The organism is Qipengyuania vesicularis (genome assembly GCF_019711415.1).
Taxonomy (GTDB): domain Bacteria; phylum Pseudomonadota; class Alphaproteobacteria; order Sphingomonadales; family Sphingomonadaceae; genus Qipengyuania; species Qipengyuania vesicularis.
The window spans coordinates 42,404-68,355 of sequence record NZ_JAIGNJ010000002.1; the positions used below are offsets into that span (position 1 = coordinate 42,404).

26 protein-coding genes and 2 tRNA genes are annotated in these 25,952 nt (G+C 61.5%); 14 read left to right on the plus strand and 14 right to left on the minus strand.

Going from position 1 to position 25,952, the window contains the following annotated elements; translation table 11 throughout:
- Nucleotides 1-2: 2 nt before the first annotated feature.
- Both K3146_RS05780 and thiE read right to left on the minus strand, forming a co-directional pair.
- A complete protein-coding gene (locus K3146_RS05780; protein ID WP_247711099.1) occupies nt 3-1,217 on the minus strand; it encodes a L,D-transpeptidase family protein in 1,215 nt (404 codons plus the stop codon).
- A gap of 54 nt (nt 1,218-1,271) precedes the next feature.
- Entirely contained in the window at nt 1,272-1,904 is a 633-nt protein-coding gene (gene thiE / locus K3146_RS05785; RefSeq protein WP_221545312.1) for a thiamine phosphate synthase, read from the minus strand.
- 122 nt (nt 1,905-2,026) lie between these two features.
- Between thiE and K3146_RS05790 the strand changes: the two genes are divergently transcribed.
- A complete protein-coding gene (locus K3146_RS05790; RefSeq protein ID WP_221545313.1) occupies nt 2,027-3,097 on the plus strand; it encodes a leucine-rich repeat domain-containing protein in 1,071 nt (356 codons plus the stop codon).
- Nucleotides 3,098-3,133: 36 nt separating this feature from the next.
- On the opposite strand, the gene K3146_RS05795 is transcribed toward K3146_RS05790, so the two are convergent.
- On the minus strand, nt 3,134-4,021 hold the full coding sequence (locus tag K3146_RS05795) for a fructose bisphosphate aldolase (protein ID WP_221545314.1): 888 nt from the start codon (nt 4,019-4,021) through the stop codon (nt 3,134-3,136).
- 124 nt (nt 4,022-4,145) lie between these two features.
- Between K3146_RS05795 and K3146_RS05800 the strand changes: the two genes are divergently transcribed.
- The gene (locus K3146_RS05800) at nt 4,146-4,904 is read left to right on the plus strand and encodes a flavodoxin family protein (RefSeq protein ID WP_221545315.1); all 759 of its coding nucleotides are present in this window, start codon (nt 4,146-4,148) and stop codon (nt 4,902-4,904) included.
- Here the strand turns inward: K3146_RS05800 and K3146_RS05805 are convergent.
- The 3 genes from K3146_RS05805 to tkt are packed head-to-tail and all read right to left on the minus strand — an operon-like array spanning nt 4,901 to nt 9,129.
- Nucleotides 4,901-6,100, minus strand: a complete 1,200-nt coding sequence (locus tag K3146_RS05805; RefSeq protein WP_221545317.1) for a phosphoglycerate kinase — start codon at nt 6,098-6,100, stop codon at nt 4,901-4,903. The genes K3146_RS05800 and K3146_RS05805 overlap by 4 nt on opposite strands.
- A gap of 14 nt (nt 6,101-6,114) precedes the next feature.
- On the minus strand, nt 6,115-7,122 hold the full coding sequence (gap, locus tag K3146_RS05810; protein WP_221545319.1) for a type I glyceraldehyde-3-phosphate dehydrogenase: 1,008 nt from the start codon (nt 7,120-7,122) through the stop codon (nt 6,115-6,117).
- A 27-nt stretch (nt 7,123-7,149) separates the two neighbouring features.
- A complete protein-coding gene (gene tkt, locus K3146_RS05815; protein ID WP_221545321.1) occupies nt 7,150-9,129 on the minus strand; it encodes a transketolase in 1,980 nt (659 codons plus the stop codon).
- A 178-nt stretch (nt 9,130-9,307) separates the two neighbouring features.
- On the opposite strand from tkt, the gene K3146_RS05820 reads away from it, so the two are divergent.
- From K3146_RS05820 to K3146_RS05835, 4 genes are all read left to right on the plus strand, one after another.
- On the plus strand, nt 9,308-9,490 hold the full coding sequence (locus K3146_RS05820; protein WP_221545323.1) for a hypothetical protein: 183 nt from the start codon (nt 9,308-9,310) through the stop codon (nt 9,488-9,490).
- On the plus strand, nt 9,487-9,795 hold the full coding sequence (locus K3146_RS05825; protein WP_221545325.1) for a cell division protein ZapA: 309 nt from the start codon (nt 9,487-9,489) through the stop codon (nt 9,793-9,795). The genes K3146_RS05820 and K3146_RS05825 overlap by 4 nt, the downstream gene beginning before the upstream one ends.
- Nucleotides 9,796-10,072: 277 nt before the next feature.
- Nucleotides 10,073-10,645: a 5-formyltetrahydrofolate cyclo-ligase gene (locus tag K3146_RS05830; protein WP_221545326.1), complete on the plus strand. Its 573-nt coding sequence runs from the start codon at nt 10,073-10,075 to the stop codon at nt 10,643-10,645.
- The gene (locus tag K3146_RS05835) at nt 10,642-10,857 is read left to right on the plus strand and encodes a DUF2842 domain-containing protein (protein WP_221545328.1); all 216 of its coding nucleotides are present in this window, start codon (nt 10,642-10,644) and stop codon (nt 10,855-10,857) included. The genes K3146_RS05830 and K3146_RS05835 overlap by 4 nt, the downstream gene beginning before the upstream one ends.
- On the opposite strand, the gene K3146_RS05840 is transcribed toward K3146_RS05835, so the two are convergent.
- Both K3146_RS05840 and K3146_RS05845 read right to left on the minus strand, forming a co-directional pair.
- Entirely contained in the window at nt 10,854-11,378 is a 525-nt protein-coding gene (locus tag K3146_RS05840; protein WP_221545330.1) for an SRPBCC family protein, read from the minus strand. The genes K3146_RS05835 and K3146_RS05840 overlap by 4 nt on opposite strands.
- Nucleotides 11,371-11,703, minus strand: coding sequence for an ArsR/SmtB family transcription factor (locus K3146_RS05845; RefSeq protein ID WP_221545332.1), 333 nt, complete (start codon nt 11,701-11,703; stop codon nt 11,371-11,373). Before K3146_RS05845 ends, K3146_RS05840 begins: the two co-directional genes overlap by 8 nt.
- 322 nt (nt 11,704-12,025) lie before the next feature.
- On the opposite strand from K3146_RS05845, the gene K3146_RS05850 reads away from it, so the two are divergent.
- Together K3146_RS05850 and K3146_RS05855 are read left to right on the plus strand one after the other, a co-directional pair.
- Nucleotides 12,026-13,381, plus strand: coding sequence for an amidohydrolase family protein (locus K3146_RS05850; RefSeq protein ID WP_345724075.1), 1,356 nt, complete (start codon nt 12,026-12,028; stop codon nt 13,379-13,381).
- Nucleotides 13,382-13,497: 116 nt separating this feature from the next.
- Nucleotides 13,498-14,934, plus strand: a complete 1,437-nt coding sequence (locus K3146_RS05855; RefSeq protein WP_221545335.1) for an MFS transporter — start codon at nt 13,498-13,500, stop codon at nt 14,932-14,934.
- Between the two features lie 42 nt (nt 14,935-14,976).
- Here the strand turns inward: K3146_RS05855 and K3146_RS05860 are convergent.
- The 6 genes from K3146_RS05860 to thyA all read right to left on the minus strand — a co-directional run bounded on the left by K3146_RS05860 (nt 14,977) and on the right by thyA (nt 20,946).
- Nucleotides 14,977-15,053 (minus strand) — tRNA-Asp (locus tag K3146_RS05860).
- A 336-nt stretch (nt 15,054-15,389) separates the two neighbouring features.
- The gene (locus tag K3146_RS05865; RefSeq protein ID WP_221545337.1) at nt 15,390-16,682 is read right to left on the minus strand and encodes a dihydrolipoamide acetyltransferase family protein; all 1,293 of its coding nucleotides are present in this window, start codon (nt 16,680-16,682) and stop codon (nt 15,390-15,392) included.
- Between the two features lie 5 nt (nt 16,683-16,687).
- Complete coding sequence (locus K3146_RS05870; RefSeq protein WP_221545338.1) at nt 16,688-17,749, minus strand: alpha-ketoacid dehydrogenase subunit beta; 1,062 nt, start codon at nt 17,747-17,749, stop codon at nt 16,688-16,690.
- Nucleotides 17,746-18,579 (minus strand): alpha/beta hydrolase, encoded by an 834-nt coding sequence (locus K3146_RS05875; RefSeq protein ID WP_221545340.1) that lies wholly within the window; start codon nt 18,577-18,579, stop codon nt 17,746-17,748. Before K3146_RS05875 ends, K3146_RS05870 begins: the two co-directional genes overlap by 4 nt.
- A complete protein-coding gene (locus K3146_RS05880) occupies nt 18,576-19,892 on the minus strand; it encodes a 3-methyl-2-oxobutanoate dehydrogenase (2-methylpropanoyl-transferring) subunit alpha (protein WP_221545342.1) in 1,317 nt (438 codons plus the stop codon). Before K3146_RS05880 ends, K3146_RS05875 begins: the two co-directional genes overlap by 4 nt.
- 91 nt (nt 19,893-19,983) lie before the next feature.
- Nucleotides 19,984-20,946, minus strand: coding sequence for a thymidylate synthase (thyA, locus tag K3146_RS05885; RefSeq protein ID WP_221545343.1), 963 nt, complete (start codon nt 20,944-20,946; stop codon nt 19,984-19,986).
- 122 nt (nt 20,947-21,068) lie between these two features.
- On the opposite strand from thyA, the gene K3146_RS05890 reads away from it, so the two are divergent.
- From K3146_RS05890 to K3146_RS05915, 6 genes are all read left to right on the plus strand, one after another.
- Nucleotides 21,069-21,145, plus strand: a tRNA-Pro gene (locus K3146_RS05890).
- A gap of 151 nt (nt 21,146-21,296) precedes the next feature.
- Nucleotides 21,297-22,115 carry a sulfotransferase gene (locus K3146_RS05895; RefSeq protein WP_221545345.1) on the plus strand — a complete coding sequence of 273 codons (819 nt, stop codon included), beginning with the start codon at nt 21,297-21,299 and terminating at the stop codon, nt 22,113-22,115.
- Nucleotides 22,116-22,119: 4 nt separating this feature from the next.
- A complete protein-coding gene (locus tag K3146_RS05900) occupies nt 22,120-22,371 on the plus strand; it encodes a hypothetical protein (protein WP_221545346.1) in 252 nt (83 codons plus the stop codon).
- Nucleotides 22,368-23,813, plus strand: a complete 1,446-nt coding sequence (locus tag K3146_RS05905) for an AMP-binding protein (protein ID WP_221545348.1) — start codon at nt 22,368-22,370, stop codon at nt 23,811-23,813. Before K3146_RS05900 ends, K3146_RS05905 begins: the two co-directional genes overlap by 4 nt.
- On the plus strand, nt 23,810-24,853 hold the full coding sequence (locus K3146_RS05910) for a hypothetical protein (RefSeq protein ID WP_221545350.1): 1,044 nt from the start codon (nt 23,810-23,812) through the stop codon (nt 24,851-24,853). Before K3146_RS05905 ends, K3146_RS05910 begins: the two co-directional genes overlap by 4 nt.
- Nucleotides 24,850-25,899, plus strand: coding sequence for an MBOAT family O-acyltransferase (locus tag K3146_RS05915; RefSeq protein ID WP_221545351.1), 1,050 nt, complete (start codon nt 24,850-24,852; stop codon nt 25,897-25,899). Before K3146_RS05910 ends, K3146_RS05915 begins: the two co-directional genes overlap by 4 nt.
- Nucleotides 25,900-25,952 lie beyond the last annotated feature (53 nt).

Sequence of the window (25,952 nt, forward strand, 5' to 3'; positions counted from 1 at the left end):
TCTCAGGCCTCGAAAATCACTTGCGTCGACTGCGACACCATTCCGGCGAGGCGCGCAGCATCCCAATTGGTCAGCCGTACACAGCCACTCGATTGCGCTCGGCCGATGGTTTCGGGATCGGGCGTGCCGTGAATGCCGTAATGCTCCTTCGACAGGTCGATCCACACGACGCCGACCGGACTGTTCGGTCCTGGCGGAAGCATGTGCACATTGTCCTTGCTGTCGTCATTGCCGAGCACCTCGGGATCATAACGGTAGGGCGGGTTGTATGCCTCGCCCACGATGTCCCATTCGCCAAGCGGAAGCGGAAATTCGCTCGAGCCGGAGCTGACGGTGAACAAGGCCACCAGTTTTTCGCCCTGGTAGGCCTTCAGCGTCTTTCCCGCCTTGCTCACCACGATCCGGTCGACCTCAGGCTGGTCGCTGCCGACGCCGAGGCTTGCCAGCGTGCGCTGCCAATCGCGGTCCTGAACCGAGCCCTTCGCGATGCGATCGCCGCCGATGTTCGGCACGCGCACCTGCTGGCCGGGCTTGAAATAGCTGTCGAGACCAACCTTTGCGATATCGTTGGTCGGCGTGGGCGAAGGCGTTTCTGCGGGCGCTTCCATACCGGCCGGGCGGCCATCAGGATTGAGCTGTTTGAGTACTTCGACCGTCGTGTGGAATCGTTCGGCGAGCTTCTCGTCCAGCGAGGTGTAATATAGCCGGTCCAGTTTCGCCTTGCCTTCCGGCTCTTCCGGCATCTCAACAAAGCCCGCATCCCCCCAGCTTGCAGGGATGGTGACCACGCGGGTGGCGGGGATCGAATCCCAGTCGGACAGCGCTTCCTTCGTCGCCTCGTCCAGCGTGCCGGTGACTTCGAGGTCGTTTGCCTCCTGGAATCCACGCAAGGCATTCTCGGTGCTCATGCCCATTTTTCCGTCAATCACGCCGGGGCCGAAGCCCACCCGGTCAAGCACGACCTGCGCCTGCATGATCGGGCGCTCTTCGGTGTCGGGGATGTCCTGATCTTCCTCAGCCACGCTGTCGCCCAAGCCCTGCGCATCGTCGTTAGACGCCATCGTGTCGGCGAGGTTTTCCTCGTCATAGGTCTCGTAGCCGTAGTCTTCGGCCGGTTCGGCCTGCGCGGTGGAGGCGTCGGTATCTTCTTCGGCGCCATTCATCCCGCAGGCGGCGAGCGCCAGCGACGAGGCTGTGATGAAAATGAATTTGCGCATGGGGTCCTCTCCTGAACTCCGGGGACGCGACCCGCCCCGTTCTGGTGAGATAACTCACGCGGCTGCGATTTGCTCCGCGAAGGCTTTGATTGCCTTGACTTCATCGCCCGACCAGACCGCGCCGGACACGGCAAGGAAGTCGGCCCCCGCCGCCACAAGCGGGCGGCAATTCTCAGGCGTGATGCCGCCGATGGCAACGCTGGGGATTTCGACCATCTCGTTCCACCATTCGAGCAGGTCGAGTTCCGCGCGATGTTCGGTTTCCTTGGTTTCGCTCGGGAAGAACGCACCAAAAGCGACATAGTCGGCCCCTGCCTCGCCCGCTTCGAGCGCCAGGTGGCGAGAGGCATGACAGGTCACGCCGATCTGCGCATCGCGGCCCAGTTCCTCGCGCGCTTCACCGACGTCGCCATCGGACTGTCCGAGATGCACGCCGTCTGCATTGAGCCGCTTCGCCAGAGCAATGGAATCGTTGACGATGAAGGCCACCTCATGCGCCGCGCAGATCGCCTGCAAGGGCTCGGCAAGCGCCGCCGCCTCGTGCTGGTCCAGCCCCTTCACACGGAGCTGGAAAGCCGTGACCACGCCCTTCCCCGCCTCCAGCGCCCGATCGAGCCGCTGCGGGAAATCGCCCGACACATCGAGCGGCGAGATCAGGTAAAGCTGGGTGGGAATCTGATCGTCCATGCGAGGCTCAATAGTCGAGAGAATACATTAGGCAATGCACGTCACTCCCTCCATCCTTCCGATGTGCCCTTCCAGAGACTTCGTTTACGCCATGCTAATGCCGGCTTACTAACAATCCGACCATGACCGAGCCGTACACCATGTTCGACCCGCGATGGGTCATCGAAAACTGGGACGTCCCCGAAAGCTTCTTGTTCAACATCCCCGAGTGGCGTGGTTCGGGTGAAGTGGTGCTGCACCGGACCAACAACGAAGGCGAGACCACCTCGCTAGAAACAGTCAGCTCGGAAACCTTTGTCGGTCTGCTCAACGAAGCCTGCGAGACGCTGGGCGAGAGGCTGTGCCTCTACTTCTATTCGCAGCCGCTCGACGGCCGATTGCTGCGCACTTTCCCCCGGGTCCAGAATCTGCAGGTTTCGGCTTTCGATTTCGAGCATCCCGAAGTCGTGGGCGAGCTCGAGCACCTTAAGGTCTTCTGCCACGATGTCGCCTTTTGCGACGACCCGAAGCGGCTGGAGAAGATCGGCGTCGACCGGCTCACGCGGCTGACGTTGGTCGAAACACCCGACCGCAAGCTCGACCTCGCCCCGCTGGCCGACGCGCGCACGCTCGAAACGCTGCGGGTTATGGGGCAGTACAAAAATGTCGAGGCCATCGGAGAGTTGAGCCAGTTACGCGAGTTCGTCTTCTATCCCTCAAAGAGCCTCGACCTCGGCTTTCTCGAAACGCTCACGTCGCTCGAAGTGCTGAAATTCGCCGTCGGCGGGATGCAGTCGCTCGAAAGCTTGGGCGGCCTGCCCAATTTGCGCGACCTGTCATTCGAATGGGTGCGTTTCCTGGAGGACCTCGGCGACTTGCAGCGGTTTCCCCGCCTCGAACGCCTGCGGATGAATGACCAAAAGCGGGTGGGGAGAATCGTGACAGGCGCAGGCAATGCGCATCTCAAACACATCAACCTTGGCGGAATGCAGGAGCTGGAAGCGATCGAGGGCCTTGGCGAGCTTCCCGCCCTCGTCAGCCTCTATGCCCATTCGACCGGGCTTGATCTCGACCGATTGGACCTGCCCGGAAGCCTCACCCATCTGCTCATTGTCCCAAAGCGCATGAAGGAGCGCCAGCCAGTCGAGCAAACGATCAGGGCGCGCGGCTACATCGCCGAGGAACACCCCGACAGCGATTTCTTCTACAAATAGGCTGGCTGGCGGAGCTCTCGCCCCGCCTGTAGAGGATCAGGCGACGCTCGCCGCGTGGATCTGGTCGATCGCGCCCGACAGCGTGCCGTCGAACTCGTCATCGCTCTGTGCCTTGCGCAGGTCCTGCAGAAGGCCGCGGCTGAAGCTGGCGATCATGCCGGGGTTCTTGGCCAGTTCGCGGCAAGCCTCGTCGGTGGAATAGCCGCCCGAAAGTGCCACGACGCGAAGCACCTTGGGATGCCTGGTGAGGCCGGCATAAAGCCCCGCTTCCTTGGGGATCGAGAGCTTGAGCATGATCTGCTGGCCTTCTGGCAGCGCATCGAGACCTTCCTCGATCCCTTCGAGGAGAATCTTCTCGCCTTCCGCACGGTCGGCGGCGGTGATGTCGTATTCGGGCTCCAGCATCGGCATCAGGCCGCAGGCGAGGATACGCGCGCCTTCTGAGAACTGCTGACGGACGTTTTCCTTGATCCCGACCGGGTTGGCCGACTTGATCACGCTGCGCATCTTGGTTCCGAACACACCTAGTTCCCTTGCGCGCGCACACATCGCTTCGAGATTCGGATTTGGCTTCATCAGCTGCGCACCGTCACGCTCGTCCTCGAGACCCTTGTCGACCTTGAGGAACGGCACGATGCCGCGTTCCTTGAGGCGTGCGGGCACGCTCTTGCCGCCGCTTTCGCCTTCCATTGTCTTCTCGAACAGGATCGCGCCGATGACCTTGCCATTGCCGAAACAGGGGGCTTCGATGATGCGCTGGCGCATCTCATGGATGAGCGCAAACATCTGGTCGTCGCCGTCCCACTCACCGTCTTCCACGCCGTAGCCGCGCAGTGCCTTGGGAGTGGACCCGCCCGACTGGTCGAGCGCCGCGATAAAGCCCTGTCCTTCGGCGACGCGCGCCTTCATTTCATCGAAAGTCATGTGAGAACCCCGTGTCCGTGCAAACGTATGCGCGGCCAATAGCGCTGCCCTTTCGCACCTGCAACACCGCGCGGGTAACTTATCTCTCTCTGGGACGTATTGTCTTCAGGAGAAGGGAGATTTCATGCTCGACGCGACACAGGAAAAGCTGTGCGAGGACAACCCGACGGACTTTTCGGACCTCAAGGCGCTGACGATCAATTGCACGCTCAAGCCCAGCCCCGAGGGATCGCACACCGACAAGTTGCTTGGCGTGGTCGAGACGATCATGGTCCGCAACAATGTGGCGCTCGAACAGGTGCGGCTGGTGGATCATCATATCGCGCCGGGGGTCTATCCCGATATGAGGGAGCGCGGCGCGCAGACCGACGATTGGCCCGAAATCTGGAAGAAGGTCCAGGCGGCCGACATCCTCGTCGTCGGCACACCGATCTGGCTGGGCGAGAAAAGCTCGGTCTGCCAACGCCTGATCGAGCGGCTCTATGCCCATTCCGGCCAGACGAACGACCGGGGCCAATACGTGTTCTACGGCAAGGTCGGCGGCTGTATCGTCACAGGTAACGAGGACGGCATCAAGCACGTGGGCATGGGCGTGCTCTATTCACTCCAGCACGTAGGCTACACCATTCCGCCACAGGCCGACGCCGGCTGGATCGGCGAAGCCGGCCCCGGCCCCAGTTACGGCGATGCCAAGGAGGACGGGAGCGGCTACGTCGGCTTCGACAACGACTTCACCCGCCGCAACACGACTTTCATGACCTGGAACCTGATGCACATGGCGCGCATGCTCAAGGACGCAGGCGGCATCCCCGCCCATGGCAATTCGGTCGATTTATGGAACGAGGGCCGCCGCTTGGACGCGCCGAATCCCGAGTATCGTTAAACTGTCAGCGCCGCGACGCCGGGCAACGCCTTGCCTTCCATCCATTCGAGGAAGGCGCCACCAGCGGTCGAGACGAAGGTGAAATCGTCTTTCACACCAGCGTGAGCAAGCGCTGCGACAGTATCGCCTCCGCCTGCGACCGAGGTCAACGCGCCAGCTTCTGTCAGCGCAGCCGCCGTTTTGGCGAGCGAGACCGTGGCGGCATCGAAGGGTTCGGTCTCGAACGCGCCCATCGGGCCATTCCACACCAGCGTCTTGCAGGTCTTGAGCACATCGCCCAGCGCCTCGACCGCCTGCGGGCCGACATCGAGGATCATTTCGTCGTCAGCCACCTCGTGGACGTTGCAGGTGCGCAAGCTCGCGGGGTTGGCGGCGAATTCCTTAGCCACCACGACGTCGTAGGGCAGGTGGACAATGCACCCTGCGTGGTCGGCCTGGTCCATGATGCGGTTGGCAGTGGCAGTAAGTTCATGCTCGCACAGCGACTTGCCGACATCGACCCCGCGTGCGGCGAGGAAGGTGTTGGCCATGCCGCCACCGATGATGAGGTGCTGGACCTTGCCGACGAGGTTCTCGAGCACGTCGAGCTTGGTCGAGACCTTCGCCCCGCCGACGACTGCGGCAACTGGCTGCTCGGGCGTACCAAGCGCCGCGTCAAGCGCCTTGAGTTCGGCTTCCATCGCCCTGCCCGCATAGGCTGGAAGGTGGTGCGCCAGCCCCTCGGTTGAAGCATGAGCGCGGTGTGCGGCGGAGAAGGCGTCATTGACGTAGAAATCGCCATGAGCCGCAATGCCTTTGGCGAAGTCCGGATCGTTCGCCTCTTCCCCCGGCCAGAAACGGACATTGTCGAGCAGGCCGATATCGCCGTCCGACAGGATGCCAATCGACTGTTCGACCACCGGGCCCATGACCTCGGGGATAAACATGATTTCCTTGCCAAGAACCTCTTCGACATCGCCCTGCACGAAACTGGTCGACATGGTCGAATGCCGCATTCCCTTGGGGCGGCCGAAGTGAGCGAGGAGTAAGACCTTGGTGCCCTTTTCCGCGAGTTCGAGGATGGTGGGTTTCACCGCCTCGACCCGGGTGACGTCGGTGGCCGAACCGTCCTTCATCGGGAGGTTCAGATCGACGCGCACCAGCGCGACCTTGCCTTTGATGTCACCAAGATCGTCCAGGGTCTTAAAGCTGCTCATATCGGTGGCTTTCCTTAGAGGAACTTCGCCATCACGCCGGCGGTGTCGATCATGCGGTTCGAGAAGCCCCATTCGTTATCGTACCAGCTAACGACGCGGCAGAGCTTGCCTTCCATGACGCTGGTCTCGAGGCTGTCGATGGTCGAGCTTGCCGGATAGTGGTTGAAATCGCTGCTGACGAGCGGCTGGTCGGTGTAATCGAGCACGCCCTTCATCTTGCCTTCTGCAGCCGCCTTGAGCGCAGCGTTCAGTTCCTCGGCACTGGTGTCGCGGCCCGGAGTGAAGACGAGGTCGACGAGGCTGACATTCGGCGTCGGAACGCGGACCGAGCTGCCGTCGAGCTTGCCGGCAAGTTCGGGCAGGACGAGGCCGACCGCGCGGGCTGCACCGGTGGTGGTCGGGATCATGTTCTGCGCGCCGCCGCGGGCACGGCGCATGTCGCCATGCATCTGGTCGAGCATGCGCTGGTCGTTGGTGTAGCTGTGGATCGTGGTCATGAAGCCACGCTCGATGCCGACGGTGTCGTGCAGGACCTTCGCCATCGGCGAGAGGCAGTTGGTGGTACAGCTGGCGTTCGAGACGATCACATCGTCGGCGGTCAGCGTTTCGTGGTTCACACCGTAGACGATCGTAGCCGAGACGTTCTTGGCCGGAGCCGAGATCAGCACGCGCTTGGCGCCAGCCTTGAGGTGCGGTTCCGCAGCTTCGTGACTCTGGAAGAAGCCGGTGCATTCGAGAACGATGTCAACGCCCTGCTCGCCGTGCGGCAGGTTGCCCGGATCACGCTCGCTGGTCACGGCGATCGACTTGCCGTTCACGATGATCGCGTTGTCGCCCACTTCGACGGTGCCGGGGAAGCGGCCGTGCGTGCTGTCGAACTGGAACAGCAGCGCGTTCGACTTGGTGTCCGCGAGATCATTGATCGAGACGAGGTCGAGATCGTGATCGTCACGCTCGAGAATCGCACGTGCCACGAGGCGTCCGATGCGTCCGAAACCGTTGATTGCAACCTTGGTAGCCATGCGAAAAGCTCCTGCTTAAGTCCTGAATTACTTGGGCAATTTGCTCATGATTTGCGGCACGATAGCGTCCGCCGTGAAACCGAATTTCTCGAAGAGTTGCTCTGCCGGAGCAGAGGCACCGAACCGGTCGAGGCCGATGTTGAGGCCATTCTCGCCGGTGTAGCGTTCCCAGCCGAAGGTCGTGCCGGCCTCGATGCTCACGCGCAGCGTGTCTGCAGGGATCATGTCCGCACGGTAAGCTGCGTCCTGTTCGTCGAACAGCTGGGTGCAGACCATGGAAACGACGGCAGCGCCCACGCCCTGCTTCTCTAGCTGCTCGGCACATTCCAGCGCGAGATGCACTTCGCTTCCCGACGCAACCAGCGTGACCTTGCGCGCATTGCCTGCCTTCTTGAGGCGGTAGGCACCCTTGGAGCACATGTCGGTCTCGTCGGGTGCGTTGCGCACCTGCGGCAATCCCTGGCGGGTTAGCGCGAGAACCGTCGGGCGATCCTTGCTGCGCAGCGCGATTTCCCAGCACTCGGCAGTCTCGACCGCGTCGGCTGGGCGCATCACAAGCAGGTTCGGGATCATGCGCAAGGACTGTACGTGTTCGACCGGCTGGTGGGTCGGGCCATCCTCGCCAAGTCCGATGCTGTCATGCGTCATGACATAGATCGCGCGTGTCTGCTGGAGGGCGGAGAGACGGATCGCCGCGCGGCAATAATCAGTGAAGACGAGGAAGGTCCCGCCATAGGGGATAACGCCGCCATGCAGCGCCATGCCATTCATCGCAGCGGCCATGCCGAATTCGCGGATGCCGTAATAGATGTAGCGGCCCGAGTGATCGTCGGCCGTGAATGGGCCGATACCGCCCGCCTTGGTGTTGTTCGAACCCGTGAGGTCGGCGCTGCCGCCGATCGTGTCGGGAAGCTGCGCGTTGATCTGTGCGAGCGCCATTTCGCTCGCCTTGCGGGTCGCGACCTTGACCGGTTCCTTCATCAGCGACTGGATATAACCATCGAGGCTGAAATTCTTCGGCAGGTCGCCCGACATGCGGCGCTCGAACTCGGCACGGTTGTCGCTCGCGGCGAGCCTGTCATTCCATTCGCCATGCGCCTTCGCACCGCTCTCGGCGGTACTGCGCCAATCTGACAGCACCTGCTTGGGAATTTCGAACGGTGCGTGTTCCCACCCCAGCACATCGCGCGCGGCCGAGATTTCCTCATCGCCCAGCGGCGCGCCGTGGGTGGCGCTGGTGCCCTGCTTGTTGGGCGCGCCCTTGCCGATGACCGTGCGACAAGCGATCAGCGAGGGGCGCTCGTCCGCCTGCGCTTCATCGAGCGCGCGGCGAATATCCGCAAAATCGTGGCCATCGCAGCTGGTGACGTGCCAGCCGGTCGCTTCATAGCGGGCCCTGATGTCTTCGCTGGTAGACAGGTCGGTCGAGCCGTCGATCGTGATGTTGTTGTCGTCCCACAGCACATTCATGCGGCCGAGCTTGAGGTGCCCGGCAAGGCCGATCGCTTCGTGGTTGATGCCTTCCATCAGGCAGCCGTCGCCAGCGATCACCCAGGTCTTGTGGTCGACGAGGTCGCTACCGAAGTCCGCATTCAGCTTGCGCTCGGCAATCGCCATGCCGACCGCCATCGCCAGACCCTGACCCAGCGGGCCAGTGGTGCATTCGACGCCGTCGAGCAGGAAGTTCTCCGGATGGCCCGCACAGGGACTACCCAGCTGGCGGAAGTTGCGGATGTCCTCGATCGTCGGCCGCTCGTATCCCGCAAGGTGCAGCAGGCTGTAGATCAGCATCGAGCCGTGGCCGGCAGACAGCACGAAACGGTCGCGGTCGGCCCAGTCGGGCGCGCTTGGATCGTGCTTGAGATACTCGCTCCACAGCACGGTCGCCACATCGGCCATACCCATCGGCATGCCGGGATGCCCCGAATTAGCTGCTTGCACCGCATCCATCGAAAGTGCCCTGATGGCATTGGCCATCTGGACCATGCGAGCGGTGTCGAGACTCATGGGGTATATTCTCCGGTAAGGCTGGCGATTCGACGCGCGCGCACCCTTCGCGGAGGCGGCCCGGGAGGTCAAGCCGACTGCCCCGGCGAATTGCCCACCCGTCCAGCTTTCGCAATTTATCAACAGGCTGGCCCAACCCTTTGCCAAGTCAGGCCAATAGGGTTAATTCCTCGGCTCCATGAGCGAGCAACGCATCTTCGGCGCTATCGACAGGATCGAACGCGCGCTTGCGCGGATCGAAGCGCAGGCCGCGAATCCGCGCGGCGATGGAGAGGCGGCAGCGAAGCACGAGGCACTGAAAACCCGCGTCGCTGCCAGCCTGTCGCAACTCGACGAACTGATCGAAAGCCTCGAGAAATGAGCGAGGTAAAGCTCCAGGTCGGAGGGCGCGTGCACACGGTCTCGGTGGCGGACGGGCAGGAGGACAGCCTGCGCCACCTCGCCTCCATGGTCGATGCCAAGATCGCCGGAATGGGCGCCAATGTCTCGAGTAACGAGGCGAAGAATCTCTTGTTTGCGGCCATCCTGCTTGCCGACGAATTGAACGATGCGCAGAAGAAGCTGGCCCACCCGCCCGATCCCGGGCTCGATACGGATGCGGTTGCTGACAAGCTCGAACGGCTCGCTACTTCGCTCGAAAACACTGCATCTAGGCTTGAGGGCTGACTGCAGCACGCCTAGATAGGGTGCGGCGGGGCTGCCCGGCACGAGCCGCATGAATATCCCTGAGGCTATAAGCAATCCAAGGGAGCTGTCCCTACTGAGTTGGCGGGTTCGTCCTGGCGATTCGGATATACGGCGCCCACCTGACGTGAAGGCGTCAGAGGATTTTCCGGCAACGACCCATGGTGGTCCCGTCACTTTCTGTGTTGCGCTGTCGCTGCCTAAGCGCAGGCTTGTTGAACTATCGTTGGCGCTGCTCGAGCGCATGAGGTTGTAAGGCGTGACAAAAGACGAACTCCGCAAGAAGCTGCGAGCCGCCCGGCGCGATACCGTCACTGCCTTGCCAGAAAGCATGCGCGCGCTGGTCTTCCATCGCCCCCCTGCACCCCTGCTCGAGATGGTGCCTGAAAGCGCGACCATCGGGCTCTATCGCGCAAATCCCTTCGAAGCCCCTGCTGCATCCTATGCGAAATTCTTCCTCGAACGCGGGCACGAGCTCGCCCTGCCCCGTTTCGCGAGCCGCAACGCCCCGATGGAGTTCGCGCGCTTCTCCGACCCATTCGATGAGGAAGATCTCGAAGTCGGCCCCTTCGGCTTGCTCCAGCCATTCGAGGACGCGCCGATCCTGACGCCCGAATTCCTCTTCGTCCCTCTCGTCGGCTTCACCGAAACGGGATTGCGACTGGGTCAGGGTGGCGGGCACTACGACCGCTGGCTGGCCGAGCATGATCGCGCTGTGCCGATTGGCCTCGCATGGGACAGCCAACGCGTCGACCTGATGCCCGTCGAAGATCACGACAAGCCCTTAAAGGCAGTCGTCACCCCCACCCGCTTCTACGGACCTTTCGCATGAGAAACGAACCTACCTGGCGCATCCCGGTCGGCCTTTTGGGGCTGCTGCTAGGCCTGCTGGTCTACGGCATCGTGATCGCGCGCTACCTGCCCGATCTCATCGGCGAATGGCCCACGCTCGCTCAGACAGTCGTTTATGTAATTCTTGGCCTGATCTGGCTTCTGCCACTCGGTCGTTTCCTTAAATGGATGGAGACGGGTAGCTGGCGTTAGGCGCGGCTTTCGTACTCGCCTTCGAGGGCCATGTGATGAGGCCAGAAATCGCGAACTGACCGAGCTGACAGGACATCTTCCAACAGGTCGAAATGCGCATGCCATCCGGCCATTGCCCCGATACGAAACTCGCGATTTGCCAGCTTGCGGTGGACAAGAACCATGTCGGTTCCGCCGCCGCTTGCTTCCGTCAGCTCAATCTCGACCTGGGTTCCCTCGCCATATTCTTCGGGCCAGGTGAATGCGAGCCGGTGCGGCGGATCGTAGACCAGTACCTCGCCCTCGTAATACGCTTGCTCCTCATCCGCATACTTCTCGGGCGGAGGCGAGTTTGATAGGCGACGATGGTCGAAGTCGAAGACGATCTTGCCGCCCTTGCGAGGCTCAACATCGCCGCCGCAAAACCAGCGTTCGCGCTTTTTGGGATCGGTCAGGAATTCCCAGACTCTGGAGACATCTGCCTCGAAATGGCGCCTGAATTCGATCGTGCTGCCATCTACCAATCGCGCATAGTCACTCATCGTCATCCTCCTTCAGCGCCCGATCGAGGGCATCGAGACGGGAATTCCAGAATTCGACGTAGCGCTCGGTCCAGTCGCGGACAGCCAGCAAGCCGGCGGGATCGAGCGTGCATACTCGCTCGCGCCCCCGCTTGCGGCGGGTGACAAGGCCCGCCTCCTCGAGAATGCCAATATGCTTCGAAACTGCCGCAAGGCTCATATCGAGCGGTTCCGCCAGCATGCCGACAGTCTGTTCATTCGCAGACAGACGCTCGACGATGTCACGGCGGGTACCATCGGCCAGTGCGCGGAAGATTGCATCCTTCGACTCGTTATATTCAACCATACGGTTAAACTACAGTAGAGATCGAGATAGTCAACCCTTTGGTTGAGTATCGATTGCCGATCACCGTCATTATATGACTGACAGCTGGTTCACGGATTTGGCGCTGCCGATCCTCGGATTAGAAGCAACAGTTCGATCACTGCCGAAATGCTACTCTAGGGCGATGCAATCGGGCTTCTGCAATGACTGGTCGGGGCCAAGCGGGATGGTCACTGCAGCGCGAAATCAATCGACCTGAGCGACATAGGGCTCTGCAGAGAACTTCCTCGTCGCAAAATTTGCTCTAAGCTGGACTTGCTCTTGAAAGGGAGGAGGCTTGAGCGTGCTGTTACGAACATTTCTGGCCTGCGCATGCCTTGTTTCCACTTCATCCGCCGTCGCCCAGCCGACACTGGTCACCAACATTCATGTTGTCGACGTCGAACTAGGCAAGGTGTCAGATGACCTTTCGCTGGTCGTCGAGAATGGCATCATCCTTCGTATTGTCGACCGTGAAGTCACGCTCGATCCTCAACAATTCAATGTCATAGATGGAAAGGGAGCCTATGTCCTTCCGGGCCTGATTGACGCCCATACCCATCATTTCGATATCGTCCCCTACGAGGCATACCTTCGGTATGGTGTCACGACAGTTATCGGCCTTGGCAATAGGACAGGCTCGGAAAATTTCGTCGAGTTTCGCGCCTTGGTCGAGAAAGGCGAACGGCTTGGCCCAAGGATCTACACCGCCGACAAACTGATGCCTTGGTCCGATGGCTCGCCCATTGCAGAAGAGGCGAAGGAATACGTCAGGTCCCTGCGGCAAAACGGGTTCGACCTTGTAAAGATAAGCGAGCGTATCGCGCCGGAAACCTTCGACCTGGTCGTGGCCGAAGCAAGAAAAGCGCACTTGCCGGTTTTCGGGCACATCCCGCGCGACATTCCACTCGAGCGATCGATGGAAGGCCTCGACGTCGTAGCGCATGCTGAGGAGTTCTATTTTGCGCTTGGCCAAGGACCTGTCGACGACGACTTGCAACAGTTCGATGGCGCGCTGCCCGATTTCGATGCGATACCCACCGCCATTGCACTGATGAAGGCGAACGATGTCGCTTTGATCCCCAACCTTTCCTATGGCTTTGCAACCCTCCGTTTTTGGGATGATGAGGCAGCTGCCCTATCGGTGCCCGAGGCCCGATTCTGGCCGGAAATTGCTTTGGGTGCATGGCAGCAGATGAACAGCGCGAGACGCGACCAGGTCGAGAAGCGTATGCTCCGCGAACGGATCAAGAATTTCTACAGCCACGAGCTGACCCGGCAGGCCTCGGCGGCCGGGATTCTGATCGTCACGGGCACGGACGCTCCGGATCGCCAGATGATACCCGGCATATCCATCCATTCGGAAATCCGGGAGCTCGTAAAGGCGGGGCTCGACAACCGCGAGGCTATTGCCGCCGCTACATTGGCGGGTGGCGAGTTGATTGCCAAATACGTCGATCCGACTGCTCGCCTCGGCCGCATTGCCCCAGGCTACGAGGCCGATCTGGTTCTTCTCACCGAAAATCCGCTCGAAGACGTGAGAAACTTGCGGGCCATTTCTGCAATCATGACCGACGGCACGCTATACAGCCGAGAGGAATTGGATCAGCTGCAACTGGCCGCCAAGGCCCGAATAGATGCCGAGTATGCCGATCAGTAGTTGGCGTTGTCCGTTTCCTCATTGGGCGAGTTCAAGACGGCGAATGCCGTTTTGCGGCTCGCACACATTGCACTGACGTTGCAGTCGTCCTAGCCGGACATACAAAGGGAGGGGATATGGCGACAGCAGCTGCGGTGCCCGACAAGCCGTCGGTCGGCCTGAAACTGGCGCACGGGTTCGGTGCAGCCGCATTCGGGATCAAGAACAACGGGTTCGATTACTTCCTGCTGCTGTTCTACGGCACGGTAATCGGGCTCGAGCAGTGGCTGGTCGGGCTCGCGCTGTTCATCGCGCTCGTGTTCGACGCGCTGTCCGATCCGCTCGTCGGTTACTGGTCGGACAATCTGCGCTCGCGTTGGGGGCGGCGCCATCCCTTCATGTATGCGGCTGCCCTGCCCGTTTCGCTCAGCTACTTTCTGTTGTGGATCCCGCCCGATGTCGGCCAGTGGGGCCTGTTCGCGTACCTCACGATCACGGCGATCCTGATCCGCACCTTCATCACCGTCTTCGAAACGCCTTCGACCTCGCTCCTGCCGGAGCTGACCAGCGACTATGCCGAGCGCACCAGCATGCAGTCCTATCGCCTGATGTTCGGATGGCTAGGCGGCAGCGTGATGAGCCTGCTCATGTGGGGCGTGCTGCTCGCCGGAGCAGCGGGCCAGAACAATCCCGAAGCCTTCGCCACCTATGGAATCATCGGTGGCGGCCTCATCTTCGTCTCGATCATGGTTTCCGCCATCGGTACCCATCACCGCATCCCGACCCTTTCGCGGCCAGTTGCGACTGGTGAGCGCTACAGCATGCGGCGCGTTTACGCCGAGATGGTCGAGACATTGAGCGAGAAGAGCTTCATCGCGCTGTTCCTCACCATGGTCTTCGGATCGATCTCAACCGGCATCGTCGCCGGGCTGGCCTACATCTTCCTCAGCTATTTCTGGGAATTCACGCAATTCCAGATCTTCATCTGGGTCTCTTCCGTGTTCATCTCGGCATTGCTGGGCTTTTTCCTTGGGCCGTGGGCGACGCGGAAGTGGGGCAAGAAACGCGCGGTGATCGGGATCGGCATCTTCGCTTTCACGATCGCACCTGCACCCGTCATCCTGCGCCTTGTCGGCCTGATGCCGGAGAACGGTGACCCGATCCTGTTTCCGCTCCTGCTCACGATCAATATCTTCGACATTGCCCTGATCATCGCACTGCAAGCGGTGCTCTATTCGATGATCGCCGACCTGGTGGAATCGAACCAGCTGAAGACCGGGAGGCGCAGCGAAGGGGTCTATTATTCCGCGATAACCTTTACACGAAAGGCCACGCAGGGCCTTGGTGTGTTCATGGCGGGCGGAATTCTCTCGCTCGTCGCCTTTCCCGAGACGGTCTCTGATATCGGGGTTAGCGAGGAGACCTTGTGGTGGCTCGGTGCGCTCTACGCGCCCTTGCTGATCCTGCTTTGGAGCGCCACGCTCTACTGCATCTCGCGCTACCGGATTGACAAGGCGCAGCACGAGGAAAACCTTCGTGCCCTGCGCGAAAAGCAGGCGTCGGCCAGTCCGTAGCCGGACAATGCAAATCGTTGATTTGGAGAGATAATCCCAAGGTGGCGCGAGTGACGGGACTCGAACCCGCGACCCTCGGCGTGACAGGCCGATACTCTAACCAACTGAGCTACACCCGCGCATTGCGCTGTAGCGCCCCCTTGGGAGCCGCGCATCTAGTGGAGCGCCCGATTCCTGTCAACGCTAATTGAGCCGGAAATTTCGCAGAATTTCACATCCGTCCGCACGGCGTTGAATTTTACCCAAAATTTACCTTTTGGGCAGATTCTCACCTCTCGAAATCGCGTGGGGCAAGACGGGGGTTTCGCTATGTTGCAGACGGCATTTCTCGCTGCTTCGCTCGCCATGTTGGGCGGCGGCGCACTGGCGGCCAAATCGGCAATCGATATCCAGGAATCGGTGGCGGTCGAACTGCCCGCCAAATGAAAACTCCCGCCGAAGCGGGAGCTATGTGATTAGTCGACCAGGATCAGCGCTGGGGTTTCCAACAGCTTCTTCAGCGCCTGGATAAAGCTTGCCGCATCCCAGCCATCGACCACGCGGTGATCGCAGCTGATCGAGATGTTCATCAGCTTGCGCTTTTCGATCCGCTCGACCCCATCTGCGCCGGTGACATACATCGGGCGCTCGATAATCCGGTTCGGACCGATGATGGCGACTTCGGGGCGGTTGATGACCGGAGTGGTCGCTACACCGCCCAGCGGACCAAGCGAAGTCACGGTCAGCGTACCGCCTTCCATCTCCTCCTTCTTGGCCGTGCCGTTGCGCGCGGCATCGGCAAGGCGCGAAATCTCGTTGGCGAGCTGCCACAGGTTCTGCGCATGCGCATTGCGGATGACCGGGACCATAAGCCCTGCATCGGTCTGCGCCGCCATGCCCATGTTCACCGCGCCGTGCCGCGTCACCACGCCCGCTTCATCGTCATAGCGCGCGTTGATCATGGGGAAGTCGGGCAGCGTCTTGCAGATCGCGGTGATCAGCAGCGGCAATATGGTCAGCTTGGACTTGTCGCCGCGGCTGGCATTGAGCTGCGCGCGGAGCACCTCAAGATCCGTAACATCGCATTCTTCGACATAGGAGAAATGCGGGATGTTGCGCTTCGAGGCGGCCATGTTCTCGGCGATGCGGCGACGCATGCCGATGACCTTCTTCTCCTCGTCCTCGCGGGTCTTGGCAGCCGCGCCGTATCCTGAAGTGTAGGAGAGGAACTGGTCGAGATCGCCGTGACGGATGCGGCCATCTTCGGCCGGCTTCACCTGGCCAAGATCGACGCCCAGTTCCTTGGCACGCTTGCGCACGGCCGGGGTCGCAAGGACCTTGGCCTGATGCCTCGGCTCAGGCGCCGGGGTCGGAGCAGGCAGCGGTTCGGGCTCGGGATCGGCAGCCAGCGCATCGTCGGCATCGCTTGCGTCAGAGGTCTCCACCTCGATCCGCTCTTCGACCTCTTGTGCCTTGGGCGCGGGAGCCGGAGCAGGCGCTTCTTCGGCGACGTCCTCGGGCACCTCACCCTCGACCTCGATCACCACCAGCATCGAGCCGATCGAGACCATGTCGCCTTCGTCTCCGGCAATCTCGATGATCTTGCCGTCGACCGGGCTTTCCATCGGCACTGTCGCCTTGTCGGTCATCATGTCGACGAATTCCTCGTCTTCACGGACCGTATCGCCGACTTTCTTGTGCCACTGGACGATTTCCGCCTCGGCAATGCCTTCGCCGATGTCGGGCATGTTGAATACAAATTTCGCCATGTCGATTACTCGCTCAGGATCTTGTCGAGGGCCTCGCCGATACGGATCGGGCCGGGGAAGTAGGCCCATTCGAGGCTGTGGGGATAGGGTGTGTCGAAACCGGTCACGCGTTCGACCGGGGCTTCGAGGTGATAGAAGCAGCGCTCGGTGACCAGCGCTGAAAGCTCCGCGCCGAAGCCGGCTGTGCGGGTCGCTTCATGGACGATCAGGCAGCGGCCGGTCTTCTTGACCGATTCCTCGATCGTCTCGATGTCGACCGGGACGATAGTGCGCAGGTCGACGATATCGGCCTCGACACCCTTCTCGCGGCAGACTGCCTCGACCACGTGGACCATGGTGCCGTAGGCGAGGATGGTGAGCTCATCGCCCTGCGTCGCGTAACGCGCCTTTCCCAGCGGGATCGTGTAATGGCCTTCAGGCACGACGCTCGCATCAAAGCGCTTCCACGGTTCGACCGGCTTGTCGTAATAACCCGAGAACGGGCCGTTGTAGATGCGCTTGGGCTCGAAGAAGATGACCGGGTCATTATCCTCGATAGCGCTGATAAGCAGGCCCTTGGCATCATAGGGCGTCGCGGGAATGACCGTCTTCAGGCCGGAGACATGGGCAAAAATCGCCTCGGGGCTCTGGCTGTGCGTCTGGCCGCCGAAGATTCCGCCACCAAACGGGCTTCGCACGGTAATCGGGGCGATATACTCAGCTGCCGAACGATAACGCAGGCGCGCCGCTTCGGAGATCAGCTGGTCGAGCCCGGGATAGATGTAATCGGCAAACTGGATTTCCGGCACTGGGCGCAGGCCATAGGCCCCCATACCGACTGCCGCAGCGATAATGCCGCATTCGGAGATCGGCGTGTCGAACACGCGGGTCTTGCCGTATTTCTCTTGGAGTCCGGCAGTGCAACGGAACACACCACCGAAATAGCCGACATCTTCGCCCATGATGACGATATTCTCGTCGCGGCCCATGGTCACATCGAGCGCGTCGTTGATGGCCTCGATCATGTTGAGGCGACGTTCCGCAGGCGCTTCGCTTTCGCTGGCGGCCATGTCTTTTACCTCGGTCATTCTGCGTCACCCTGCTGAGCGGTGGAGGGTTTTTCGAGTGCGTATCGTGCAAGCGCGGGCGTTTCCGCCTCGTCCAGAAGGTGCACTGCAATGAAGCCCGACACGGCAGGCCATACCTGCGCCATGATGGCGTCGTTGCCCACGAGATCGTGGTCACCACCCTCGACGGAGACAAGGTATGATGGCCCCGACACGCGCTCGGCGTAGATGCGGTGGTCGGCGGGATCGGCAACGAATCCCGGGACGGTATCGCTGTCGCCGGTCACCAGCATGGTCGGAAGTCCAACCGCCGAAAACGCATCATCGCCGATAAGGCCGGGGATCTTTCCCGGGGTCGAAAAGGCGAGGATGGCGGAAACGCCCTCATCGGTCGGCGCGCCAAGGGCAGGCAGGCCGCCCGCGCGCACCATCGCGTCGAGCGTGCCGAAACTGTGGCCTACGGCAAGGATTGGAAGACCTTCAAAACGTTCACCCACCATATCGGATGCAAGCTGCATATCGATCATGCGCGCGGCGAAAGCCTGCTGCGGCGATATCTTCCCTTCGAGCGAAGAGCGCATAGAGTCGGGATGGAGCGGCGCAACCACTGCCAATCCCTCGCCCGTCAGCTTCGCAAGCAGCGCCTCGTATGCGGCCGGCCAGGAATTGAATCCATGCGAGAAAAGCACGACACCGCGCGGAGCTTCCTCCGGCTGCCAGACACGGACGGGCAGCTGGCGCGCATCGGGAGTCTCGATCTCGACCGTTTCCGGCTCGGCGAAAGGTTCGGCAAAAGCAGGCTGCGACGACAACGCAAGCGTCGCCACGCCAAGTGCGATGACGGCCCTCATGCGCCCTTCCCTCCGTTCGGCAAGCCTTCGGGGAACTTGGTTTCGCGTTCGCGGATCGCTTGTTCGCTCTGCTCCTTGAGATGCCAGGGCAGCTCTTCGAAAACGTCTTCGAACATGGTGCGGAACGGATGGTGGAGGCCGTGGCCGAGGATGCCGTTGGCTTCGGCCTCCTTGGTGGTCTTCTTGACGTGCTCAGCGGCCTCAAGGTCCATCTTCTCCTGCCGCTCCTCGTCCCACTCGCCGATTTCGATGAGGTGGTTCTTGAGGCGCATCACCGGATCGCCGAGCGGCCACTCGTCGCGCTCCTGCGCGCTGCGATATCCAGAAGGATCGTCGGACGTGGAGTGGCCTTCCGCACGGTAGCTGAAGAATTCGATCAGCGTAGGACCGGCATTCGCGCGGGCGCGGTTGGCGGCCCACTGCTCGGCAGCATAGCAGGCGAGCGGGTCGTTACCGTCTACGCGCAGCGAGGCGATGCCATATCCGACACCGCGCGCTGCGAAGGTCGCACGCTCTGCGCCAGCGAAGCCGCTGAAGCTGGAGATCGCCCACTGGTTGTTGACCACGTTGAGGATGACCGGCGCGTTGTAGACGGTCGCGAACAGGCACGCAGAGTGGAAGTCGCCTTCCGCGGTGCTGCCCTCGCCCACCCACGTCGCGGCGATGCGGCTGTCGCCCTTGATCGCCGACGCCATCGCCCAGCCGACCGCCTGCGGGGTCTGCGTGGCGAGGTTGCCCGAGATGGTAAAGAAGCTGTGCTCCCGCGAGGAGTACATGATCGGCAGCTGACGGCCCTTCAGCTTGTCGCCGCGGTTCGAGTAGATCTGGTTGATCATCTCGACCATCGGATAACCGCGCTGAATCAGGATGCCCTGCTGGCGATAGCTGGGGAAGACCATGTCGTCCGCAGCAAGCGCCATAGAGGCCGAGACGCTGGTCGCCTCCTCGCCGGTGCACTTCATGTAGAAGCTGGTCTTGCCCTGCCGCTGGCCGCGGAACATGCGCTCGTCGAAAGCGCGCGTCATGGCCATGTGGCCGAGCATGGTGCGCAGCGTTTCCGGGTCGAGCTTGGGATCCCACGGGCCGTGGGCCTTGTTGTCCTCGCCCAGCACGCGGATCAGGCCATGCGCGAAATCGAGCATGTCCTTGGGGTCGGTGGTTTCGTCGGGGCGCGGCTGCGCGCCCGCTTCGGGCACCTCAATATGCGAGAAGTCGACCGCATCGCCGGGCCGGAACTTGGGTTCGGGTACGTGAAGCGAAAGCGAAGGACGATTATCGCCCGCTTTCGCAGCACCTTGAGGCCTGTCGGCCATAGAATCGTCTCCCAGACGTAATCTTACGCTTGCGCGTTATTTTATTTCACGCCGCGGAAACGGTCAAGTACGCCTATGCATACGATTTCGGTCACACCGCGACTGGAGCCTTGATAGCTCCGTGCGGCGTGTAGTCGTGAACCGCAAAATCCTCAATTGTGTAGTCGAAGATCGTGGGCGGACGCCGCGTAATCTCAAGGCGTGGCTGGCCCTGCGGTTCCCGCGAGAGTTGCTCTTTCACGAGGTGCTCATGGTTGAGATAGAGGTGCGTGTCGCCTCCCATCCACACGAATTCGCCGGGCTCCAGACCGGCCTGCTGCGCAAGCATTCGCTGGAGCAGCGCCGCCGACCACAGGTTGAACGGGAGACCGAGCGCAACATCGCAGCTGCGCTGGTAAAGGAGGCCGTTGAGGCGCGGTTTTCCGTCCGCTCCCTCGCTGACGTGGAACTGGTAGGTCTTATGGCATGGCGGAAGAGCCATCTGCGGCACCTCTGCTACGTTCCAGCCTTCGATGATATGGCGGCGGCTGCCGGGGTTCTCGCGCAGCGATTGCACCACTTCTGCCACCTGGTTGATGCCGCGTCCCTTGCGAAACAGCCCGCCCTTCACCGGCTGGTAGGTCGGCCAGTCGACCCATTGCTTGCCATAAACCGGGCCAAGATCACCCCACTTCTCGGCGAAGCTTTCGTCATCGGCGATCTTTTGGACGAAGGCATCGAGTTCCATATCGTCACCGGTTTCATCGACATAGCGCGCATGCGGCCACTCGTTCCAGATCTTCACGCCCTGCAGCACAAGGGGGCGGATATTGGTATTGCCGGTGAGGAACCACAGCATCTCGCGCGTGGCGGTCTTCCAGTAGACCCGCTTGGTGGTGATGAGCGGCATCGCGGCATCGGCAAGATCGAAGCGCAACATCGCGCCAAAGACCGAACGCGTACCCACGCCGGTGCGATCGCGCCGTTCGTCGCCTTCGAGCCAGATGCGGCGCATCAGGTCGAGATATTGCTGTTCGAAATGGCTATCGATCACGTAGGAATCACCGGCTTTCATCGTGTTCACCGCCCTAGCCCCGAATTATCACAAAAGCCCGCTTGCGTGTGTGCAAATCCACACCTATAGGGCGCGCCTTGCTTCGCACCCGCAGCGCCAGACGCACCGCGGGCCGATCCGGTCGGGGAGTAGCTCAGCCTGGTAGAGCACTGTCTTCGGGAGGCAGGGGCCGGAGGTTCGAATCCTCTCTCCCCGACCATTTTCGTCAAGCCTGATAATTCGCTTGTCGCGCCAGATCGCGTGAACTTCGCCTCGCGTTAACCATGATTTGGTTTTTCTGCGCATAAGGAAGTCCGGTCGGGTCCCTTATGCGAATCCGGCGCGCTATCATTGGCGCTCAGGAGGCGGGTTTGCAGTTTCACACGATCGCGAGCACGGGGCGCACGGCAACGACCTTCCTTGCCCGCGCGCTCGACAGTTTCGAGGGAATTGCCGCCGTCCACGAAGGCCATCGCGATGGCGACAAAGATAGCGAACCTGTCCTGCCGCTCCTCAATCTCGAAAATCGCGCCGCATACCAGGACCGCAGCAAGGTGGCCGGAATCGTGGCGGAGAAGCGCGGCAAGGAGCTGGTCGCGACGGTCTGCGCATCGGAAAGCGTGCAGACGCTGGTCGATGTCGGCTATTATAATTCGGTCCTTGCCGACGCCCTGCTGGATCATCACGGGGGCTTGCGGCTTGTCGGTGTGATCCGCAATCTCGAGGGCTTCGTGCGCTCGGCGACTGCGATGGTAGGCGAAGATCCGCTCCCCGTAGGCTGGCCCGATCCGAACAAACCGCTCGTCACGCGCGAACGCTTTATCGGAATGGGGCGGCTCAAGCCTACACGCGGGACCAAGGATGCCGAGGCTTGGGACGGCTGGTCTGCCATCATGCGAAACATATGGCTCTGGCGGGAAACCAATGCACTCTTGCTCGACGCAAGGAGGCGCCATCCCGACCGCGTGCTCTTGCTGCCGTTCGAAAGGCTGAAAGACGATCCCGAGGGCTTCCTCGAGGCGATCCTGGATCATTTCGAGCAGCCGAAACAGGGGATTTCGAAGGCGCTCGAAATTGCCAAGGGATACGAAAACCGCAAGAAATCGGGCTACCAGATCGGTCCTCTCTCCGAATGGAGCGAAGCCGAAACGGCCTTTGCGGCAGAAGCGCAAGCACAGATTGGATTTTGAGGAAATGGCTTTCGAAGTCGAAGAACTGATCGCACTGGTGGACCGGGCGCTACGCGAAACGAGCGGTGTCGATCAATTGTCGGCGCCGGTTACCGCCCAGTCGAAGATGGGCGAGCCGGAGGAATGGGATTCGCTTTCTTTCATCTCCGTCTTCACCGCCGTCGCGGAGCGATACGAGGCCGACCTCGCCGACGACGACGCCTATCACTTCACCTCGATTCCGGCGATGCACGCATTCCTCAACGAGATCCTGTGAGCGCAACCGCCCTCTGGAGCGCGATCGAGCGCAGGCTCGCAAGCGAAGGCGACCGGCTCGCCTTCGATGCCGAGAAGACCGATGGCATAAGCTATGCCCGGTTACGGGGATTGACAGCAGCCGTCGCCGAAGGGTTCGAAGGAACCGGGCCGGTGGCAATCCTGGCGAACCGTTCGTTCGAAGCTTATGTCGCCCTCCTCGCCTGTTTCCGCTTCGGGCGGGTGTTTGTGCCGTTGAACCCCTCCTTCCCGGCAGGCCGCCTAAAGAAGATCATCGAGGCTTCGGGCGCAACCGAGTGCCTGTATGAGGAGCGTCACGCCGCGTTAGCCGCGGACCTCGATGTTCGGAAACGAAGGATCGACCTCGCCCTGCCCTCGGTTGAGCGCGAGCCGATCGAAGCCGGGGCGGACGCACGCGCCTACCACCTCTTCACTTCCGGCAGCACGGGCGAACCCAAGGGCGTGCCGATCACGCATGGCTCGCTGTCTCACTACGTCACGCAAATTGCGGAGCTTGTGGGCATTCCGGAGCACAGCCGTTCAACGCAGTTTTTCGATCTCAGCTTCGACCCCTCGCTGCACGACATCTTCGTGGGGCTGAGTACCGGCGGCACGGTCATCCCTGCCAATGACATGGCGATGATGATGCCTCACCGCTACGTGGCGGCAAACAGGATCGACATCTGGTTTTCCGTCCCGCTTCTCGGCGTACTCGCTGCGCGCGGCCAGCGTTCGATGCCGACCGACACGAAGCTCAGGATGGCGATGTTCGCCGGCGAAGGACTGCCCGGCGAATATGCGGCAGGGATCAGGGAGCTGATGCCCGAAGACGGCGAGGTCTGGAACCTCTACGGCCCAACCGAAGGGACGATCATCGTCACTGGGCGTAAGCTCACCGAGGATGACTTCGACAAGCCGGTGGTCTCGATCGGGCAGAGCTTCGGCGAAAACCGTGTCGCCGTGCTCGCCGACGGGGCTATCCTGCCGGCAGAAGGCGGGATCGAGGGCGAATTGCTGCTGGGTGGGCCACAGATCTTCGGCGGCTACGAACCACCGGTCGCAAGCGACTGCTTCGTGCATGACGCAGAGGGCGAACGCTTCTATCGCAGCGGCGACCTGGTGCGCTGTGAGAACGGCACGATCGAATATCTCGGCCGTATCGACAGCCAAGTAAAGATCCGCGGCCTGCGGGTGGAGCTGGGTGAGATCGAAGCCGTTTGCGTCAAACAGGACGGGGTGGACGCCGCCGCTGCAATCGTCTTGGGCGAAGGTGCCAACGCCCATATCGTGGTCGCATACCAAGGCGATCCTGACGCGGATTTTTCCGCACTTGGCGATAGCCTACCCGCCTATATGGTGCCGAAGATCACGCGCCATTTCGACGCCCTGCCCGTCAACAGCAGCGGCAAGGTCGACCGCAAGGCGCTCAAGCAATTGCTATGATTGCGCGGGTGTTCGCTCCGCTTTGCGCCACGGCAGTCGTGGCCGGCCTTGCGCTGCTGGGCGCGCGGACCGAGACATACGATCTCAATGTCGTCTTCCATTGCGCCTACGAGATCGCGCGCGACGAACGACCGGCTGCCGACATCCTTTTCGTCGGCAACAGCCAGACGGGCGCATCGATCGATCCGCAATACATGCAGGAGCTGCTCGGCGGGGAGGACGCTCCCCAGGTCGAGAAGTTGGCCATCATCCGCGCCAATGTCGTCGGACTGCGCATGCTGATCGAGGATTACGTCGCACAGCGCGGCGCGCCGAAGCTCGTCGTCATCCAACCGATGCTGGTTCGTTCTGACCGCGATGCACAGGCGGGGCGTCCTATCCACCCGCGCGACACCCTCGTTTACCAGGACTGGGACGAACTCGTTGCTCTGCAGCAGGACGCGCAGAATAGTCCGACGGGCTCCTTTCTGCCCTACTGGGCGGCCAAGGGTTACCGGACCACCGCGACCATGTGGATCGACCGCCAGGTTGAGCGCATCACCGGCGCGCTAAGTATCCAGCGCATGGCGAAGCACAAGCGGTTCTGCGCCGGGGATCGCAAGTTCCAGCAGGTCGGTCACTGGCCCAATGGCACGCTTCCCCTCGCTCCCGGCGACAGTGCCGGACCGGTCATCAACCAGAGCGCTTGGGATCAGTGGCGCCGCGACATGTCCGCGCGCAACCCGGCCCCCCTAACCGATCCGTCGCGCCGCTTCGAACTCGACCAGAACCGCAAGATTCTTGCTGGGCTGGAGGCGGCCGGGAGCAAGGTCGTGCTTATCGGTTATCCAAATCTCGACAGCGCGGCTGAAGATACAGCGAACTACACCGCGCTTTCCGACACGCTCGGCTACGAGATGATCGATGTTCGCTCGCTGCTGACCGAGGAGGAGCGACAGCAGATACAGTCGCTCTATCGCGATCCACTCCATGTGAATTTCGCGGGCGCCGAAATTCTCTCGCGCCGCCTTGCCGAAGATGTGGCGGACCGGATCGAATGATCAATCCGATCGCTCACCTGCTCTTTCTGGTCGCAGCGTGGCTCGTCTTCGCGCTCGGCGGCGACCGGCGTCCTGCGCTCATTCTCAGCCTGTTCGGCGTAGCCTTCCTCGGAAGTTATGCCCCCGTCGCGCTGGCATGGATCACGCTGACAGCGCTTGAGGCCTGCCTATTGGTGCTTTGGCTCGAAAAGAAGCCGCGCGGAAGCGATATCCGGCAGTACCTGCCCTATGTCCTCCTCGCCAACTTGCTTTTTGTCGAGCTCCATCCGGCGATCCTGCTGATCTCGGTAGAGACGCTGGCGATATCCTTCTCGACGATCCGCATCTTCATGACCGCCAAGCAATTGCTGGCAATGCGAAAGGGCTTCGAGGCGAGCGAATTGCGCTGGATCTGGGCTGCGGCATTCTACCTGCCGGCACTGATCGTGGGTCCGGTCTTTTCGGGCATGGACCTGCGCAAACAAGCGATAGAGGGCGAGAGGCCCGACCGGTCTGCGCGAACCTACCGTTTCCTGCTGACCGGCATGGTCATGGTGCTGCTGGTCAATCCCTATCTCGGACTGCAGCTGCGCCGCCTCGAACAGCCGTATCACGCGATGAACGTTGGGTGGGAAGCCGCCCCGCTGCTGTTCCTGATGCTGTTCGCCGGATTCTACGGGCAGAGCCTGGTGGCCGAATACAGCTCCAAGCTGTTCGGTCGAACCCTGCCGCACAATTTCGACAAGCCCTGGCTGGCGCGCAACATCCGCGATTTCTGGCAGCGCTGGCATCGCTCCATGGCGGGTTTCGTCATCCAGTATATCTTCATCCCGATGAACATGCGCGGCGCAAATGCGCGTCTCGCCACCGTTGCGGCCTTCGTCTTTATGGGGCTGTGGCACAATCTGTCGGCGGGCTATTTCGTCTGGGGGCTGAGCCATGGTCTGCTGCTCGCATTCTGGCCCAAGCAGGTTGAAAGCCGCATTGGGCGCCTCGCCGAACGCGCGCTGACCTGGCTGGCGGTTATTGGGCTTTCCTACATCGCAAACTACAGTTGGCTGGCATGAAGATCTCTCGCGAAATCCTGCTTATCGCCTTGTGGCTGGTGATTGCGATGGCA